The sequence below is a fragment of the Aliikangiella litoralis genome (genome assembly GCF_052495765.1).
Genome location: NZ_CP199292.1, coordinates 5,685,670 through 5,705,251 on the forward strand (window position 1 = coordinate 5,685,670; position 19,582 = coordinate 5,705,251).

14 protein-coding genes are annotated in these 19,582 nt (G+C 37.0%); 5 read left to right on the plus strand and 9 right to left on the minus strand.

From position 1 onward, the window contains the following. Positions 1-43: 43 nt before the first annotated feature. From dnaK to hrcA, 3 genes are all read right to left on the minus strand, one after another. Entirely contained in the window at positions 44-1,984 is a 1,941-nt protein-coding gene (gene dnaK / locus ACT5E3_RS23770; RefSeq protein ID WP_444996055.1) for a molecular chaperone DnaK, read from the minus strand. Between the two features lie 133 nt (positions 1,985-2,117). Continuing rightward, positions 2,118-2,693, minus strand: a complete 576-nt coding sequence (gene grpE / locus ACT5E3_RS23775; protein WP_444996056.1) for a nucleotide exchange factor GrpE — start codon at positions 2,691-2,693, stop codon at positions 2,118-2,120. A gap of 149 nt (positions 2,694-2,842) precedes the next feature. After that, positions 2,843-3,892 (minus strand): heat-inducible transcriptional repressor HrcA, encoded by a 1,050-nt coding sequence (gene hrcA / locus ACT5E3_RS23780; protein WP_444996057.1) that lies wholly within the window; start codon positions 3,890-3,892, stop codon positions 2,843-2,845. 169 nt (positions 3,893-4,061) lie between these two features. Here hrcA and ACT5E3_RS23785 point away from each other — a divergent pair, with 169 nt between their 5' ends. From ACT5E3_RS23785 to ACT5E3_RS23795, 3 genes are all read left to right on the plus strand, one after another. Continuing rightward, positions 4,062-4,946: an NAD(+) kinase gene (locus tag ACT5E3_RS23785; RefSeq protein ID WP_444996058.1), complete on the plus strand. Its 885-nt coding sequence runs from the start codon at positions 4,062-4,064 to the stop codon at positions 4,944-4,946. A gap of 86 nt (positions 4,947-5,032) precedes the next feature. Then, positions 5,033-6,694: a DNA repair protein RecN gene (gene recN / locus ACT5E3_RS23790; protein ID WP_444996059.1), complete on the plus strand. Its 1,662-nt coding sequence runs from the start codon at positions 5,033-5,035 to the stop codon at positions 6,692-6,694. Positions 6,695-6,791: 97 nt separating this feature from the next. Further along, positions 6,792-8,213, plus strand: a complete 1,422-nt coding sequence (locus ACT5E3_RS23795) for a hypothetical protein (protein ID WP_444996060.1) — start codon at positions 6,792-6,794, stop codon at positions 8,211-8,213. A gap of 217 nt (positions 8,214-8,430) precedes the next feature. Here the strand turns inward: ACT5E3_RS23795 and ACT5E3_RS23800 are convergent, their stop codons facing one another. The 3 genes from ACT5E3_RS23800 to ACT5E3_RS23810 are packed head-to-tail and all read right to left on the minus strand — an operon-like array spanning position 8,431 to position 10,420. Then, positions 8,431-9,441 (minus strand): peptidoglycan-binding domain-containing protein, encoded by a 1,011-nt coding sequence (locus tag ACT5E3_RS23800; protein WP_444996061.1) that lies wholly within the window; start codon positions 9,439-9,441, stop codon positions 8,431-8,433. 16 nt (positions 9,442-9,457) lie between these two features. After that, positions 9,458-9,931, minus strand: coding sequence for a hypothetical protein (locus tag ACT5E3_RS23805; RefSeq protein WP_444996062.1), 474 nt, complete (start codon positions 9,929-9,931; stop codon positions 9,458-9,460). A 9-nt stretch (positions 9,932-9,940) separates the two neighbouring features. Further along, entirely contained in the window at positions 9,941-10,420 is a 480-nt protein-coding gene (locus ACT5E3_RS23810; protein WP_444996063.1) for a hypothetical protein, read from the minus strand. Positions 10,421-10,630: 210 nt separating this feature from the next. On the opposite strand from ACT5E3_RS23810, the gene ACT5E3_RS23815 reads away from it, so the two are divergent. After that, a complete protein-coding gene (locus ACT5E3_RS23815) occupies positions 10,631-11,572 on the plus strand; it encodes a DM13 domain-containing protein (protein ID WP_444996064.1) in 942 nt (313 codons plus the stop codon). A gap of 90 nt (positions 11,573-11,662) precedes the next feature. Here the strand turns inward: ACT5E3_RS23815 and ACT5E3_RS23820 are convergent, their stop codons facing one another. The 3 genes from ACT5E3_RS23820 to ACT5E3_RS23830 form a co-directional block, all read right to left on the minus strand. After that, entirely contained in the window at positions 11,663-13,294 is a 1,632-nt protein-coding gene (locus tag ACT5E3_RS23820; protein WP_444996065.1) for a methyl-accepting chemotaxis protein, read from the minus strand. Positions 13,295-13,676: 382 nt separating this feature from the next. Further along, entirely contained in the window at positions 13,677-16,103 is a 2,427-nt protein-coding gene (locus ACT5E3_RS23825) for a PKD domain-containing protein (protein WP_444996066.1), read from the minus strand. A 30-nt stretch (positions 16,104-16,133) separates the two neighbouring features. Then, a complete protein-coding gene (locus ACT5E3_RS23830; RefSeq protein WP_444996067.1) occupies positions 16,134-16,994 on the minus strand; it encodes a hypothetical protein in 861 nt (286 codons plus the stop codon). Positions 16,995-17,757: 763 nt separating this feature from the next. On the opposite strand from ACT5E3_RS23830, the gene ACT5E3_RS23835 reads away from it, so the two are divergent. Beyond that, on the plus strand, positions 17,758-19,512 hold the full coding sequence (locus ACT5E3_RS23835) for a PKD domain-containing protein (RefSeq protein ID WP_444996068.1): 1,755 nt from the start codon (positions 17,758-17,760) through the stop codon (positions 19,510-19,512). Positions 19,513-19,582: the final 70 nt, after the last annotated feature.

Sequence of the window (19,582 nt, forward strand, 5' to 3'; positions counted from 1 at the left end):
ACAACACTCCATGCCATAAACTGGGAGCAATAGCTCCCACTGTTTATTTTTTATCGTCTTTTACTTCTTCAAATTCAGCATCGACAACATCATCAGAATTATCTTTGCTAGCTTCTTCCTGCGCGCCGGAAGCTGCATCTGGTTGAGCTTGTTGTGCTTCAGCTTGTGCCTGAGCATACATTCTCTCAGCCATTTTTTGCGATACCTTTGTTAATGCTTCAGTTTTCGCTTCGATGGCCGCTTTGTCATCACCTTTGATAACTTCTTCAAGATCTTTAATTGCCGCTTCGATTGACTCTTTTTCACCATCTTCAAAGGTTACTTTTTCATCTTCCATGGTTTTCTTCGTCGCATGAATTAAACCATCTGCCTGGTTACGTACTTCAATAAGCTCCTGGAATTTTTTATCTTCTTCCGCATGAGCTTCTGCATCACGTACCATTTTTTCGATTTCTTCATCAGATAAACCGGAAGAAGCTTTAATCACAATTGATTGCTCCTTACCTGTCGCTTTATCTTTCGCCGAAACATTCAAAATACCATTCGCATCAATATCGAAGATAACTTCAATTTGTGGCATACCACGTGCAGCTGGTGGGATATCAGTTAAATCAAATTTTCCTAATGATTTATTTTGTCCAGCCATTTTACGCTCACCTTGAAGTACGTGAACAGTTACTGCCGTTTGGTTATCTTCCGCTGTTGAGAAAACTTGATTCGCTTTAGTTGGAATCGTAGTGTTTTTGTCAATCAGATTAGTCATAACCCCACCCATGGTTTCTATACCAAGAGACAATGGTGTTACATCTAAAAGTAATACATCTGTTACATCACCCGCTAAAACCGCACCTTGAATTGCAGCGCCCATAGCAACCGCTTCATCTGGGTTTACATCTTTACGAGGCTCTTTACCAAAAAACTCTGTAACAGCCGCTTGAACTTTTGGCATACGAGTTTGACCACCGACTAATATAACATCGTCGATATCACTAACATTTAAACCAGCATCTTTAATAGCCACTTTTAATGGCTCTAAAGTTCTTTCAACTAAATCATCAACTAATGACTCTAATTTGGCACGAGTTAATTTAATATTTAAATGTTTTGGACCTGAAGCATCGGCTGTTATATAAGGTAAATTAACATCAGTTTGTGCACTTGATGACAATTCTACTTTGGCTTTTTCACCTGCTTCTTTCAATCTTTGTAGAGCCAAAGGATCATTATTTAAGTCAATACCGCTATCTTTCTTAAACTCATCCACTAAATACTCAATAACGCGCATATCAAAATCTTCACCACCTAAGAAAGTATCACCATTAGTCGCTAATACTTCAAAGGTATGCTCGCCTTCAACTTCTGCAATTTCAATAATAGAGATATCAAAAGTACCACCACCAAGGTCATAAACCGCAATTGTTTTATCGCCCTTACCTTTATCTAATCCGTAGGCTAATGCCGCAGCAGTCGGCTCATTAATAATACGCTTAACATCCAAACCAGCAATACGGCCAGCATCTTTAGTTGCTTGACGTTGCGAGTCATTAAAATAAGCTGGTACAGTGATAACAGCTTCAGTGATAGTTTCACCTAAGAAGTCTTCCGCTGTTTTCTTCATTTTTTTAAGTACTTCTGCACTCACTTGAGGTGGTGCAATTTTTTCACCTTTTACTTCAACCCAAGCATCGCCATTATCAGCCGCAGTGATAGTATAAGGAACCATCTTAATGTCTTTTTGTACAACATCATCTTTAAATTGTCGGCCAATTAAACGCTTAATAGCAAACAATGTGTTGTTTGGATTAGTGACCGCCTGACGCTTTGCCGATTGGCCAACTAAAATTTCGCCATCATCAGTGTATGCAACGATTGAAGGCGTCGTTCTTGCACCTTCAGAATTCTCAATAACTCTTGAGTCTTTACCATCAAGAACAGCAACACAAGAGTTAGTTGTTCCTAAATCGATACCAATTATTTTACCCATCTCATCTCTCCACAATTTTTACTTTATATCTCATAACTGGACTTATCACTAATCAGCAGAGTAAAAGCAAACTTCTAATTTAAACTTTGATGCCCTTTATCTGGGGCCGTAATCAATTAATTCAAGGTATTTTTTAGGCTTTTTCATCAATTTCTGGTGATTTGCCTTTAGCAACGATAACTCTGGCAGGACGAATCAATCGACCATTGAGTGAATATCCCATTTGGATTACATTCATTACACTATTTGGCTCATGTTCCGCACTCTCTTGCATGACCATAGCTTCATGTAAACCTGGATCAAACGCATCGCCTAATGGATCAATTTGCTCAATTGAGAACTTATTTAAAGTATCGATTAGCAACTTATAGGTCAACTCAATACCTTCTTTCATTGAAGTTTGCGCTTCACCTTCAACAGGGTGTTCCAATGCCTTTTCAAGACTATCGACAACTGCTAATATTTCTTTTGCAAATCGTTCTAATGCAAATTTGCTAGCGTTGCTCACTTCCCTCTCTGCTCTACGTCTAATATTTTCAGACTCAGCTTTTGCTCGAACAGCCACATCTTTATGAGTTTCCGCTTCTTCTAATGCCTTATTAAGCTCGGCAGTTAAAGTTTCAACCTGCTCTTCAAAAGTCAGCTTTTGTTCTTCTGGTGCGACTTCTTGGTTTTCTTCAGCGCTTTGAAGATCCTCATTATCACTCATTTTTACAGCTCCTAAGCCAAAAACGGACGAATATCATCGCCTCAATCAATTAAAATTTTTAAGGTATTTCTTAAGTGGGATGAATATGGGGATCAGTTTTAGATATTCAAGCAAAATAACAGTCTAAATTTAAATAAACGGGGTAAATTTTACCTGATATCAGACGATTTCTGGGTAATTGCCGAAGAAAGTAACTTAGCTGTCACATCAACAATTGGAATGACTTTATCATATGGCATTCTGGTAGGACCAATTACAGCCAGCACTCCAACAGGCTCCCCCTCTAATTTGTAGGGCGCTGTCACTATACTGCAATCTTGAAAACTTTGCTCTCCACTCTCTTCGCCAATGAATATTTTAACACCATCAGCCACCATCGAACGCTCTAAAATATTTAAAATCTGCTGTTTTTGCTTAAATGCCTGAAAAATACGTTCCAAGTTATCAATTTGGCCGTGACTAGCCATAGAAACAAGGTTTGTTTGACCCGAAATATGTAGACTGTTAGTTTTATTTTGCGAATTTGCCTGAGAGTCTATACCTTGACCAGCAAGAATAATCGCCTGCCTAGTTAACTCATCTAACTGTTGTTTTTCATCGATCATTTGTTGCAACAGCTCTTCACGCGCCGTATTCAAATCTTTTCCACTAACATGATGGTTTAAAAAATTCGCCATCACACTGAGCTCATCTCTAGTGTAAGCTCTGTCTACTTGAATAACCCGATTCTGAATAATATTATCTTGCAAGACTAAAATAACTAATATCCGATTATCAGATAAAGGAACGAACTCTATTTGTAAAATTCTTTGGAAGGGTTTTTCCGGCACCTGTACCAAACTAGCCATTTTTGTCATATCTGACAATATGTTAGATGCATTACTTAAGAGCGTTTGAACTTCGTTTTCAGGATTAAGGGAGCGTTTTACCTGCTCAATAACTTCTCCTCGAAGATTTTTTACTTGTAATAACTGGTCAACAAAAATTCGAAGGCCCTGAGTCGTAGGGATTCTGCCTGAAGAAGTATGTGGCGAAAGTAATAATCCCTGCCGTTCTAAATCTGCCATAATATTTCTAATCGTAGCAGGACTAACTGACAGATGAGAACTGCGTAATAGTGCCTTAGAACCAATAGGTAGACCTTCGCGAACATAGGACTCTATGAGCGACTTCATTAATATTAGATCCCTATCTTTCATAAGCTCTCTTTCCGCAATTTTAATTATTCTAGGCCATATAATACTTAATACTATCGGTTTAATTAGATAGCATCTTGATAATTAAAGAGAAACAACCGATTATAATACACTCAGCACGAACAATATGCGGCTTAAATGCCAAATTTCAAGGTTATGGACCCAAATTAAGATGTCAATTAAAAAAAGCTTTAATAAAATTGGAATTACCGGAAAGCCTGACAGCCAAGCCGCCATAGAAACAGTTAACCTGCTGTGTGCACAATTAGAAGCCACTGATAAGGACTTATACATTCCCCAACGCCACCAAAAAGAAGTTCAGACGCAGCAAGTGAATGTAGTCAAATTTGAAGAGTTAGGGAATTTATGTGATTTGGTCATTGTAGTCGGCGGTGACGGCAGTATGCTAAAAACAGCAAGAGAATTGGTTGATAGCCAAGTTCCATTACTAGGCGTAAACCGCGGCCATTTAGGTTTTTTAACCGATATTAGACCAACAGAATTAGACACACGTATCCCACCAATATTGGAAGGCCATTATTCATTAGAAAATCGATTTTTACTCAACGCTGAAATTTACCGTAACGATAAGGTTATCGGCACCTCTTGTGCAGTAAACGATGTGGTTCTTTATCCTGGAGAAATTGCTCGTATGATAGCGTTTGAGCTTTACATGGACTCACAGTTTGTTTATAGCCAACGTTCTGATGGCTTGATTGTATCAACACCGACAGGTTCTACTGCTTATGCTCTTTCGGGTGGTGGCCCCATTATGGCGCCAGAAACAGATTCAATGGTACTCGTACCAATGTTCCCTCACACACTCACAAGTCGCCCAATAGCGGTTAATCGTCAGCGAATTATTGATATTGTCGTTTCAGAAGCCAATCCTCATCATCCTCAACTGAGCTGTGATGGGCAAGTCATTATATCGTTGAGGCCAGGTGATAGGATCCGTATCAAGCAATACCCGATTGAAATGCGCCTTGTTCACCCATTAGATTATGATTATTTTGAGGTTCTACGCAGTAAACTAAACTGGGGACAAAAACTGTAATAATTTGGAATATAGACAACGCTATTCAAATGAATAAAACTGCTATAAAATAGTCTACCTGGCTATTTAACTACTTGTACAAATAGATGTTAAGTCGAATTGAAATTCGTAACTTCGCCATTATTCAATCTCTCGATCTAGACTGGTCAGAAGGTATGACAGTGATCACAGGCGAAACAGGCGCGGGTAAGTCGATTGTTATCGATGCACTTGGACTCACTTTAGGTGAAAAAGCAGAACAATCTGTTATTTATCCTAACGCTAAGCAAGCAGAAGTCACTGCTATTTTTGATCTCACAGAAAAATCAGCTGCCACAAAATGGCTTGCAGAGCACGATCTAAATGAAGAAGATGAATGCATTCTACGTCGAGTAGTCGTCAACGGTGGAAAAAGTCGTTGTTTTATTAATGGACGCACAGTCACTCAAAGCCAATTGAAAAATCTGGCCCGCTTATTAGTTGACATTCATGGCCAACACGCACATCAAACGCTTATGCACACCAAAGAACAACTCTATTTGCTCGATCGCTACGCTAACAATAACGACTTATTAAGAAGTGTCAGCGCCAGTGCTCAACAAATTAATGAAATACAAAAGCGAAAAAAAATATTAGAACAAGAAAAAGAAGCGAGAGATGCTAAGTTTGAACTACTTTCTTACCAAGTTGAAGAACTAGCCAATGCTAACCCAGAAACCTCATTGCTCAACACATTAGAACAAGAACATCAGATCGCAGCGACCAGCCAAGATCGACTTTTGCTCACGCAGTCGGGTTTACAATGGCTAAAAGATGATGATAACTATGCTTGTCTGAGCTTATTAAATAAAACTCAGGAACAAGTCACCCAACTTTGCTCAATGGATAAAAATGCAGCTAATATTAGTGAAATTCTTATCCAAGCAGAAAGCTTGTTACAAGAAGCCTATACAGAGCTATCCAATTATGGTGACAAATTGGATAGTGACCCTGAAAAGCTGAATGAACTCGACGAGCAACTTTCTATGTTTCATGATTTAGCAAGAAAGCACCATGTTGATTTAAAACAGTTACCCGAACACTTCGAACAATTACAAGCAGAATTAACACAGCTACAATCAGATGAGTCAGAATTACAACAGATAGCTAACGATTATCAAAATGCTTTACAAGACTACCAACAAAAAGCCCAAAAACTATCTCAAAGTCGTCAAAAAACAGCCAAAAAGTTGCAAAAATTAATTACCCAAAAAATCCAAGGTCTTGCAATGGATGGCGGCAAGTTTGAAATTCAAATTATCCAACAAGATCAACAAATCAGCGCTATTGGTATGGATAGTGTCACTTTTATGGTCTCAGCAAATCCAGGACAGCCATTACAACCACTCAATAAAGTCGCTTCAGGTGGTGAACTATCTCGAATAAGTTTAGCCATTGCTGTTATAACCGCTGAACAACAACTAGTTCCCTGCATTATATTTGATGAAGTTGATGTTGGTATAGGTGGCGGAACAGCTGAAACTGTTGGTCACTTACTCAATGAATTATCCACTAACCGACAAGTGATTTGCGTGACTCATCAACCGCAGGTAGCTGCTTGTGGTGATCAGCATTTAGTTGCCAGTAAAACCAAATTAACTAACTCAACCATTACTAAAGTTAAGCAACTCGATCAACAACAACGCATTGAAGAAATTGGACGTATGCTTGGCGGGTTAATCATTTCAGATAAAACACTCTCACATGCTAAGGAGATGTTGGGCGTTTAAAAAATCAATCATAGCATCAGCTTTATAGGTCATAGGAAACCCTTAATTGCATATACTACCGTTGTTATTTACATAACTCACATGAAAAAAGCGAATAATGAAAAAAAGAAAACAGTATTTGATTGTTTTTATCCTATTAATACTTGGAATTCCATTTAATACCTTAGCACTTTCTTTTTACAAACATCATGTTACAGCAGCTGATCGCGCTATCAACATAAAACTGGCTAACAACCCATCCCTTCCATTTAATGAACTGCAAATTTGGCGTGGGCTTACCTCTATTGTTCCAGACTCTGCAAATTACTACCCAGCAACGGCACAAAAACTGGATGAACAAACCTATCAAATAAACAATCTCCCCCCTGGTTATTACCGTTATCGTACCCGAAATTGCAATAAACAAACTTGTAATGCTTGGACTTATAGCGAAGTGATACGAATTAACTATCAACAGTTAGAATTTCGTGAGACCAGGGGGCATACTGGAAAACTGGGTAAAAAAGCTTTCATCTTTGTCAACTTAGGTTATAAACCTTCAGAAAATACCACTGTTAATATCACTTCCAGTAATACCTATGAAGGCGTTGTCACTGCAAAAGAGGCCTTACCAACAAATAACCATATTACACAATTAGTCTTTACGCCTGATAATTGGAACAGATCTCGCCTAGTTATAGTAACTGGAAAAAATCCAAAACCTGTCAATGGCGTTCAGGACTACCAAATCAACTTCACCATTGAAGATGATGAACTTAATCAATATTCAGTTAAAATGAGAGGGTTAGGGATTGATATATCAGTCAGAGAAAACAATTTAACAAATTTCATCCCAGGTATTCCTGGTAGCCTTGAACCCATCATTAAATATGCAGGCAAGCAGGAACACTTAAGTTACCATTTGGTAAGTGGTCCCTCAGGTATGGAGGTTGATACTAAAACAGGATTAATTCGGTGGACTCCGCCTAATATTTACCATACACAAAACACAAAAAAATATTCGAGTTACACGGCAAGAATTAGAGCAACCGATGGCGTACGTCAAGCATTTGCTGATTTAAATTTGAATACTCCTAAATTGACAAAGCTAATCACCATATTTTCTCAAAAGCCCAATGGTTATAAATTAAAGGTGGCTGATACTAGTAGTAACTTAAATCATTTATCGGTTCATTTTGAGGATGAGCCACCAAACTCAATTAATATAGAACAATTAGTGTCCTGGCCCTCCTATTCAAATTCTATAAACCGGGTTTCTGAAATATTTAAAATAAATCACTCCGGTTCAGCTAATAATGCGACACTTCGATTTCCATTAGAAAATCTAGATAATTCAGTACCTGCATATAGGTTATCATTATATTATTATTGGCGTAGCATATATAATAACAACCATTCTTGGAGTTTTGCTATCAGAGGAAAAATAATTACCGATGAGTCGGGCTCAAAATTCCTAGAATTTAATGTGAAGACTTTTAAAGGTCCCTACTTTATTGGTTATAAACGAACCGACAAGTGATCGACGCTACCCACCAGCCTCAAGTGAGCGCTTGTGACGATCAGCACTTGGTCGCCAGTACAAACTAACTTAACCATCACCAAAGTTAAACAACAGATCAACAACAACGCATTGAAGAAATTAGACGTATGCTTGGCGGGTTAGTCATTTCAGATAAAACACTCTCACATGCTAAGGAGATGTTGGGCGTTTAAAATTTTATATTTTACAATATAGTTTAATACCAATCATCAACAAAACAAGCAAACAAGCTCAAATTATCCGCAGTCAGTTTCCTTTTGGTTTTGCGCGAGTTAATAGTGGATTTTTTTTGATTAGGTAGCGATTTATTACTTTGTATAATTTCTAAATGCCAACAACGATCTTCAATAATCAATTTGTCAATATAGGTTTCACCGGCAATAGGGCTAGCGTAGCGCGCATTTTTAATTGTTTGTGTCATTCCCATTAAAGCAATTTCAAAATCCTTTTGTTTATGACTTAAAACGCTACTATAAGGAATATCAAGAACATTTTTATTTTTATAATCACCTTCTGCGACACAATGAAGAGAGACTTTTTTTCCTTCATTATAAAGTGACTTTATTTTTTCTTTCATAATAGTAATAGTGGCATCTTTATCTTTCGACTTATTCGCAAAGTAAAGCTTTTCTATTTCTCTGCCTGCAGCAGCATATCCCCACCCCCTAGCCGTTCTTAATGAACTAACAGAAGTTGCGCTTGGATAAGCAGCACAGTTACCATACATTATACGAGCCTGATCATCAAAGGTACGTAAAGTACTTGATATATCACATTTAACAATTCCAGCATAAGCCATTGCTAATTTAATAATATTTTCACTATAAGATGATAAAACTTTCTTCGCATGAACCCGATAATTTATAATTCGATTTCCACTTTCTATAGCAGGATTAGTTGACTTTTTTAACTGGTATTTTTTAGCCAATACAGCTAGTTCGTTCTTATCAATTTCGACAGCTTTAGCAATTAAAGTTTTTTCAGAACGTCCATTAGGATCAATTCGGCTATCTGGCGATTTTAATTTAACACATAAACTTTGAAATTCATAAATTGCTGCTTCAGTCTTTTTGCCATATTTTCCATCGACTTTAATATCCAATAAGCGAAAGTCTTCAGTAGCAAGCATTTTAAGAATTTCTTGCACAAAAAAAACATCATTTTTGTTATTTTTTCCACCATGACCAACAGAATTTTTAATATACATAGCCCCTCCAAAAATACTATTTTTCCTGATAGTTTAAGATAAATAAACCTTTATTGAATTTGCTGATATATTCAAACTGATATTTTTTTCCCTCTTCATCCGTTAGCGGTAAAATAAAATTATCTTTTTTTAACCTTCGATTAGTTGGTAAACGAGCTTCAACCAGCGTAATAAAAGATTGTTTAGCACCTGTTGATTTTAATATCCATACGATTCGATTAAACCTAGCTTTTTCTTCAATGGGTTGTGTAGAAAAGTAACTAGCAACCACATTTCCTTGTGCATTTTTACTGGAAACAAACGAGTCAGCAGAATCAAGCAATTGAGTTTGATGAGGCGCATCATTGGTTAGTGAATTAAAAGTTGATATTTCTTTTTTTGTTTTAGCAATAGATTTTGATTTATTTTCACTTTCAACGTCTTCTTTTTCAGCACAACCAGTCATTGGCACTATTGAAAACAATAAAATAATAATAAATTTATGTATCATAATAACAACCTAGTATTGTGGAGGTATCCATTCATAATAAATGCTAGATAAAAACAGAGGGCTACTTGAAGGTTCAATGACCAAACGATGCTGATCATTGATACCTTCTAATACAATTGCATTTTTAAAGTCATTAGTATCCATCGAATTTAGTTGTTTTAATGTCTGCTCATAAGCATCTTTAGACGGCAAAACATACTCAAGCCACCAACCAATCGCTTGCCGTGCATTGGTTTCATTAATTTCTTTCGTTGAAAAATAATGTACCTGCAACCCTAAATCACAAGTTGCAAACTTAGCGATAACATTATCACCATTTTTTAAAACAGCAACATAGCGACCATTTTGACGGTCAATTTTTTCTTTTACTAATTCTGGAGCGTTACTCATTAAATTTCTGAAATCAGTTGATACCAAGCACTCTTCAGCCAAAACTGATTGAATAAAAAAACAGGCAAATATGCCCCATATATATTGTTTTATTCTCATCGCTCTCGTTAACCCTATTGGCTATCTATCATTATTACATTATTTAAACAATACATTCTAATATGACTCATATAAACCAATCTAGAACTAAACCACAATATTTTTATAAGTTCTAATCAAACTTGTAAACTAAATGTGAAGAATTTGTGATGTTTAAAGCGCTTAATCACACTACAATTAAGAATTATTAACGCTTTATTGAGAAATATTGTGAATTCATTTATAAAATCATCAATGTCTATTACTTCCATTTTAATTTTTATAGCGAGTCTAACAGCTTGTGGTGGAGGTTCATCATCAACCAATGTTCCCACCACTCCTCCACCCCCACCTGTACAAACAGTTTTAACCGGAAAGTTTATCGATGCTGCGGTTCAAGGCTTAAGTTATCAAACAGCAACACAATCAGGCACAACCGACGAAACAGGGCAGTTCAGCTATATTGCCGGCGAAACAATTACTTTTTCAATTGGCGATATTGAGTTTCCTACCATTAATGCAGCCAGCATTTTAACGCCGCTTAGCATTTTTACCACAACCGATATAAATGACAATCGTGTTGTCAACCTGGCAAGATTTCTTCAGACTCTCGATGAAGATGGTAATACATCTAATGGCATTACTATTTCAACAATAGCTCACACTCAATCAATGGGGGCGGTAGTTGATTTTGCTTCCGCCAACTTTGAACAACAAGTTGAAACGATTGTCGCTAACTCTGGAAGTAGCAATGTAATATTAATCTCTGCTGCTGATGCCATTAACCATCTGCAAGCCAGTATTGATGTGCTTAACAGCAGTAATTGCACATCAGATCACCCTAAAGTTGGTTACACCGGGGAGTTTTCAACATTAGCCCATGATGTTAGCGGAAAAGCGACTATTCTTAATGACTGTTCAATACTAATTGAAATGTTTAATTATGACGGCAGTGCACCTTTAGTTTATTTTTATGCTGCACTCAATAAAGATTTCGCCGGTAGCAATGCTTTTAGCATAGGCCCAGAACTTAGTACCACTCAATACAACAACGCGACTTTCACAATAGCTCTGCCAAGTAATAAATCATTGGATGATTTCGACTCTCTGAGTGTATGGTGTGTAGAGTTTTCAGCTAATTTTGGTGACCTAGTATTCTCTCCTACTCAATAGCAAGCAATATTTAAGTTAGCTTACTATTCAAAATGCCTTTCTCCCAAGCAGCACTAACGGCTTGGGACTTAATTTTTAACGACTAAACTTTCAATGTTTTTTCTTTAATTGCAACTGACTAACATGAAGTTCAAGCTCACTTGCAAGTTCAGAAATCAAATCAGATGCTTGACTGTTCTCAGAGGTTAAAGATGCAGCTTGTTGCGAATTATTAGCAATTAAGTTTATCCGCTTTGCAATATCTTCACTGACAATTGTTTGTTCATGGGCAGCCGCCGCGATTTGGTGATTCATTTCTGTAATCGTTTTTAAAGATGCGGCTATTTGTTTTAACGAATCAGAAGCTTCTCGAGCACCAGTCACCGTTTCTAAACTTGAAGATTTAGCGGTATCCATTGCACTAATTGCTTTTTGAGAGCCCGTTTGCAAACGTTCAATCATTCCTTGTATTTCGGCTGTGCTATCTTGAGTACGCTTTGCAAGGTTTCTAACTTCATCTGCAACCACGGCAAACCCACGTCCTTGATCGCCTGCTCGTGCAGCTTCAATAGCAGCGTTTAATGCTAGTAAGTTTGTTTGATCAGCAATACTCCTGATCACATCAAGTACAGTGACAATCGTATCGATATCTTTACCCAAGTGCGCAATCACCACAGAAGCTTCATCAATTTGTTCCGCCAGCATTTCTGTTGCACTAGCAGAATTAACCACGATTAACTGGACCTTATTACCATCTTGATCAGCTTGAGTAGTTGCCTCAGCAGCATTGCTAGCACTCTCCGCAACAGTCGTGGCTGACGATAACATTTCAGTGACTGAAGTAGCGACCATATCAGCTTCTTGTGATTGTGAATTTATAGCCTTATCAATTAATTCTGCTCTTTGATCAACATTTAATGCTTCATTCCTCAAATCACTAGCTGCATTAGAAATAGAGCTAAGAATACCTTTTAATGCTTGACGCATTTTTACAACCGCAGCATAAACGCTATTTTCTTCGATCTTGCTTAATGTACCACTCTCAAAATTTCCAGATGCAACTTGCGTTGTAAGCTTTAGTAATTCTGAAGGTTCGCTTCCCAAATCGGTTAACAGTTGCTTAACCGAACGATAGACAATGATTGATAAGATAGCAGCAATTAAAAGACAAAATACCACTTGCCAGCGTGCAGTAGACCAAAAACGTGCATTCACTTCGTGAAAACCAATTCCAGTACCAACAGCCCATTTCCACTTATCGCTTACCCTCACTATTGAAAGTACATCTTCAATACTTCCATCGGGCTTCTTTTTCGTCCAAGCATATTCCACAATCCCTTCTGGCTGTTTTTTAACTTCACTTAAAATAATATTACCAACACTTTTTCCTTCACCATCTTTAAATTCATGGAAACTTGTTCCGTGTAACTGGGGATCAAGCGGTGTCGCAATAAAATTCATATTTTCATCGGCAACATAGACATACTCACTTTTATGGTAAATATTATTGCGCAATATTTTTGTCGCAAGCGCTTTTGCTTGTTGATCAGTCAGTGTTCCATCAGAAGCAGCTTTTTCTAATTCAGAAACAGTTGCAAAAGTGCTCGTCAGCAGTTGGTAAACTCTAGCCTTGTTATCTAAACTGCTCGCTTGCCTAAGCGTTAACAATCCAATAAACATTATTGCTAGTAGAGCCATTAAAGTGAGAACTGTAATCACTCGTACTTTTATCTTTAGTAGCATAGGTATTTCCAAATAATCTCATAGGTTGATACGACATATCTTAATTAAGATTTCAAAACATAAAGCCGCTATATTTCTAATATCATTACCTGCTAAACCAATACGACTAATGACAACCGCAAATTAGCGTTCTCTCTTTAAATATATAATAGACAGCGCTGTCTATTAGTACAATAGTTTTGCCCAATATTAATAAAGTCCTCACCAATCTTAGAAAGTAAATTACCTATATGCATTTTTATGCCCGCTCCTTGCATAGTGACGTATATCGGTTCGACTGAAGCAATCTATTTTTCAGTTATACAACCTAACGTGGTATCCAAATAAAAAAGCCAAAGAGCGAACCACTCTTTGGCTTAAAAGTTTTTACTTTTAGTTTTTATTATTGAAGTTCGACTTTTAATGCCATACCTGACCGTATCCCAACAACACTAATATATTGCCAACCAGAGCCTGGGTTATTCACTGTAATAGATTCAGCATTTCCAGAATTTGTTGAACGTTGATCATAGTTAGTTACAGTTGCCCAAGTACTCGCTTTGTAATAAACATTGCCATTACCTGTACCATGATCACTTTCTATCTTGATACTGTTAGTACCAGAAGGAACGTAGATATAGTAATACTGAATGCTATTGCTAGCAGTCGCACCAGGAATACAAATTGCATCGCCACTAGTCAGCCCACTGTTAGACTGTGGTGATTCAGTCGCACAAGCATCTTCTAATGTGCTTGTACTGCCATCAGTTACTGTTACAGTAGCCGAATCAGTGCCTGTTTCGCCTTCATTATCTGTCACAGTTAAAGTCGCAGTATAAGAACCAGCGGTACTATAGCTGTAAGTTGGATTAGCAGATGTACTACTATTTCCATCACCAAAACTCCACCTATAAGAAGCAATTGCACCATCAGGATCGGAAGAGCCATTACTATTGAAACTGATGTTTGTGTTAATCGCACCAGAGTATGGGCCATTAGCATTTGCTGTTGGCGCTTGGTTGGTACCACCACCAAAAGAAACGGTATAGTCTTCTACTTCACCATCACCAACATCGGTACACGGACCAGCAGGCGCTGCATTATATTTCATAGCAACACGCATACGTGTTTTTCCAGAGGCTGAAGATGGGACATTAATAGTTGCATTAACTGCCGCTTGACCACTTCCTGTAGCCACTTTTTCACCTGAATCTGCAAAGTCACCATCTTTGTTATAGTCAATCCAAACCGCCCAATGCTCGGTATAAGAACCACCACTAAAGCCAGGTATTAAAGTAATTGTATTATTACCTGAGGAAACATTTGCAGTTTTACCAGTAAAATCGGTGTAATCAGAAGCAGTTGAAGTATTATTCAAATCAGCAAGCTTAACACCAGCAATCCATTCGTAGCTACCACCACCTTTCATACTACAGTATGCTGTTGGATCAGGATCATTGCCAATTGTTGCTGTCGCTGTATCTGACGCAGTAAGCCCCCCATTATCAGTCACAGTTAAAGAAACGGTATAACTACCAGCAGAAGAATAGGAATGACTTGGATTAGCAGAAGTACTGGTATTACCGTCGCCGAAATCCCAGCTGTAAGACGAGATATTTCCATCCGGATCCGTTGAGCCGTTACTACTGAAACTGATTGGGCTATTCGCTGCACCATTGTATGGACCGTTAGCTTCCGCAGTTGGTGCTTGATTATTTGTACTATCGCCTGTGCGAATGTGAATGTAGCTACTGTTGTTTGCTTCTGTCCATTCAGTTACGGAATTATCGTTATCAATAATAACACCAAGATAGTAATTAGTATTAGGATTTAAATTACTTGGAATTGTGACATTTTTCTTAACTGTATCAGGGGTATTTCGAGTAACTGTAACAGTACTAGTTCCAATCAATGTATCACTACTTGTAATCGCAGCATTGGTAGAAATGTAATAACCCAGCTTAACGGTTTGTGAATTACGGCCGTTATTTTCAAGTGTCATTTCATATTGAATTGGCTGACCAAGATCGACGTTATAGCGCATTTCACATTGGCTATTATTACAACTAGCTACCGCTTTACTTGAGCTTAAAACCCCACCACTACTGTTGAATAGACGAGTACGCCCATGGGTACTATACTCACTAGAAGAACCAATATGTCGCCATGCTGCAACTGAAAGATCTTCTCGATTACTACCACCATAAAGGCTGACCAAACCATTAACAGAATCTTCTCCCAAGTAAGATCTCAAACTATTCTCACCCGTTGTATGGACATGTGTATAATCGGTCCCCATTATATTATAGTAACGGTTCTCATGCGCTAAACCGACAGTATGTCCGACTTCATGAAGCGCCGTAGTTTCAAAAGTTCGACCGCCTCCGCCACCATAGTTCCAATATTGTGTCTTATCACTCATGTCATCCTTATAGGGAACAGTATTGTGGAAAATAATATCTCCTTCAATTGTTTGGCCACAAGGACTAGTCGTGTTATAAGCAACAGCAGAATTGCCATCACCCCACCAAATTTCACTCTCTCCATTACCAATACCCACATCAGTTTCATTATCAAGTTGCACACTGATCGTAAGGTTAACCGGCGTTGCATTGAAGCGCTCAAGTGCTTTTGCAAAAGACGTTCGCCATTTTGCATACTGCCCATCAAAACCAGTTGGGTTTGCATAAAAAGTAAAACTACTAGCAGACCATTTTCTTGGTGTATTATTATTACAGTCAGTCCAATATTTATGAGCCATCACTTGACCACTCGACAAAATAAACAGGGCTGAAAAGCCTAACCTTTTCATTAATTGATTAAATTTCATAATTATTCCTCGTTTTAATTAGTAGTCAAATTAGTTTTGAGCATTTGGATAGCTCTTACTAAGGATCGGGTTGCCCCCATTCAATCTGAGTTCTTCTTCTTCCCACTGATCGTGGGGATTGCTTTCTGACTTACGAGGTTTATTACTAACTGCACTTTTAGGAATTTTGGGTACACTTTTGGCCTGAGTTAAAGCAGAATAAGCTTTAAAAGGCAGAGTTTTATCAGTATTAGAAACCGCAATCTTAGCGCTTTTTCTTTGCATCAAAGAAACTTTGTCTAAACTTTTCAGATGCGAAATAAAATGGGGAATATTTGATTTAGCCAAACTAGCCTTATGAGTACCACTTTTACGTGCAGCAAAAGAGATGTAGTCAATTCCACCTTTACCATCTACAACAATTGCAGATTCATTAGCAGCAATAATCTCTCCATCTTCTAAAACAAAACGTCCATGCTGGCAATCAACGAAATCACAACCTGTATCTTTACTTTGCTGTACCATTAAAATAGCTTCTTCACCAAGCTGTACATCAGGTGAGTTACTCGCACTCAATCGATTTCCATTAGGAAATTCTCCACCAACAAATTTCAGGGTGATTGTTTTTTCAGAATACTGACCTGTAACCACTTCATCAACTTGATAAGTGACGAATGTGTAAGGTATTTCTTCCACAGATAACCCTTCACTAATTTCCGTTAGTTTGCCACGAAAAATAAGATCAGAACGAACCACCAGATTTTGTAGAAACGAATTTTGTGTCTGCTGAACGACATGACCAGAAGTCAAAGCATTATCATTTTTATAAGGTGCCGCTGTCGCATAATTTCCAACTGATAAAGTTGTTAAAAACAATAAACTATACCGCGTTACATTATTTTTTTTATTCATGTTACTCCTCCTAATTTAATCAATTGCATACAATATCATTTTTTAAAACTGCGCCAGCAAGTCTCTACTTAAAAGAAAAATTGTCAAGCTTTTTAACTAAAGATGTAAATTTTCACTTAATAATAGATTCAAATTCTTTCGTGATTTTTTCTTTTCTAAACATATAAAATATTGTTTTCTATTTTTATACTTTTATGTTGTTACTTTTTTTTGCTTAAAAAAAAACTTTCAATAAGAATTATCATGTAGGAGTTTAATAAATTATTTTTAATTAAATTTATTGATTAATTGCACATGCAAATTAATTTATTTGATATTTATTCTAAGATAAGAAGAACTACTTACTAACTTGAGCTATTACTGTAAAAATAAAATAACAGCAACTCACTCAGAATTAGATAAGGATAATAAGCTCATTACAGATATATAAATAATATGCTTTTTATTTGTTTACTTATTAAAAAATTTATTTTTATAAATATACTTTTACTTCATACCCACAAATAATAAATTAGCATCAATTTCTTATTTTTTGACCTAAAAAACTGAAAGGAACGGTCAAGCTTTTTCGCTATTAACAATTAAGTTTTTAATATTATAATTCTCATAGATTGCTTGCCCTAGCTTTCAAATTACTGGGAGTCAGCTCACAAATCTAACAATATCTAATTTATGGCATATATATAACCTGTTATAAATAGTATCCAACTCTCTAAACTCAACGAAATAAATAGCGAATAAAAACTAATAGGGAAATCAATTAATGTTCAAAATAAACTCTTTAAATAACTATCTTTTCTTTTCTATGTTTCTACCTTCTATTTTTATTTTTCTAGTTGGCTGCGGTGGCAGTGGAAACGATACTGGAGATTCTCCTCCTTCAACAAACACAGATACCCCTCCTACAATAAATATTATTAGTCCTACAAATACTGCTGTTATTATGGAAGGAACCTATACCATATTAACTGCGACAGCAGATGATATAGAAGATGGAAATTTAAGTAATAACGTTCTCTGGCATTCAGATCGTGATGGAGATTTAGGCAGTGGAGAAAACCTGTCTGTACTTTTAACCAGCGGCACTCATATTATTACTGCAAGTATAAGTGACTCAAAAAATCAATCTACGAGCAAAAGTTTAACTATTCGTATTAATCAAACTCCAACAGTTTCAGCAGGAGAAGACCAGACAGTTAATGAAAATATTCAAGTAGAAATAGCGGCTACCGCTCAAGATAATGATGGCAACATTGTTAGTTACTTGTGGCAACAAACTTCAGGCAATACAATAAATTTGAATAACTCAGACCAATCAATAGCTTCTTTCACTGCACCAACTTTAAGCTCAAATGAGGCTAGTCGAATACTAACTTTTGAAATTACAACAACCGATAACGATGGAGCAATAAATCAAGATAGTGTTTCCATTACTATAACTAAATCAGTCAACACTGACGATTGCACCCTAACCATCAATCCGGGAGATTTATTTACTGTTGCTTTTGAGCAACTATCTGCAAACGATACTTTGTGTCTTAATGATGGTCGATATCAGCAAGCAATGGATATCCCTAGCAATATCAATGTAAGAGCAGTTCACGATGGAATGGCAGAGCTGGATGGTGGAGGTACATTAGGACTCGATTGGAAAGGCGGATTACTTACAATGAAGGGTGAAAATTCCAGTGCTCGTGGCTTACGAGTTCATCATGCATCAACCTATGCAGATGCTTGTGCTATAAAAGGCAATAACAACACAATGCGTTTAATGTCATGCTCACACGGTGGGACTTATAAACATTCAATTCCCGTAGCAATATCAGGATCAGGCCATTTAATTGAAGACTCTTGGTTTTTTGGAGAAGGTCGCTATGTCATTATGTGCTACCGTGGCAATAATATCACTATTCGTCGAAATGTGATCCGTTGGGACAAAACCATTGCAGGAGAATCTAACGAACCCAATGCATCAATGTCAAACTATAGTTGTTCCGATATGATTTGGGAAAATAACATTTCTTTAGATTATGGTGTACCGGAAACTCATATGGTTTATTGCGGTGACATTTGTATGAGTACAACGGGGGAAACACAAAACCATCGGGTACAATATTTAGGAAATATTGTCGTTAACCATGCAGCAGATACAGGTAATAACCGCGCCTTCAGAGCCGATCAGAAAGGCACAACTCCATCAACGGATATCACCATTAAAGATTTTTATGTTAAAGATGCACACCTTGGAATTGCAGTTAATCCACTTTATGAAAATACTGTGATTAGTCATTGTACTATGATTAATGTAACTTCTAACGGTTCTGTTGATGGTAGCTTAGTTGAATGTAACGGTGATGCTGATGTTTCTGTTCGATATATTAATGGCGTAAAAACAACAGAACCATTATTCCCATTTGCTCACGAAACACTCATTAAACGTGACATGTGTGCCAACAATGAACGCCAATCTGACTGGTGTCTAACTGATCTTTCATTAGCTGAATATTTGCTCAATTAACTTTAATAAAATGGGTTAGCTGCTTTAATTCTAGTTAACCCTAAAATTAACTCTTTTAAAAAAGAGAATT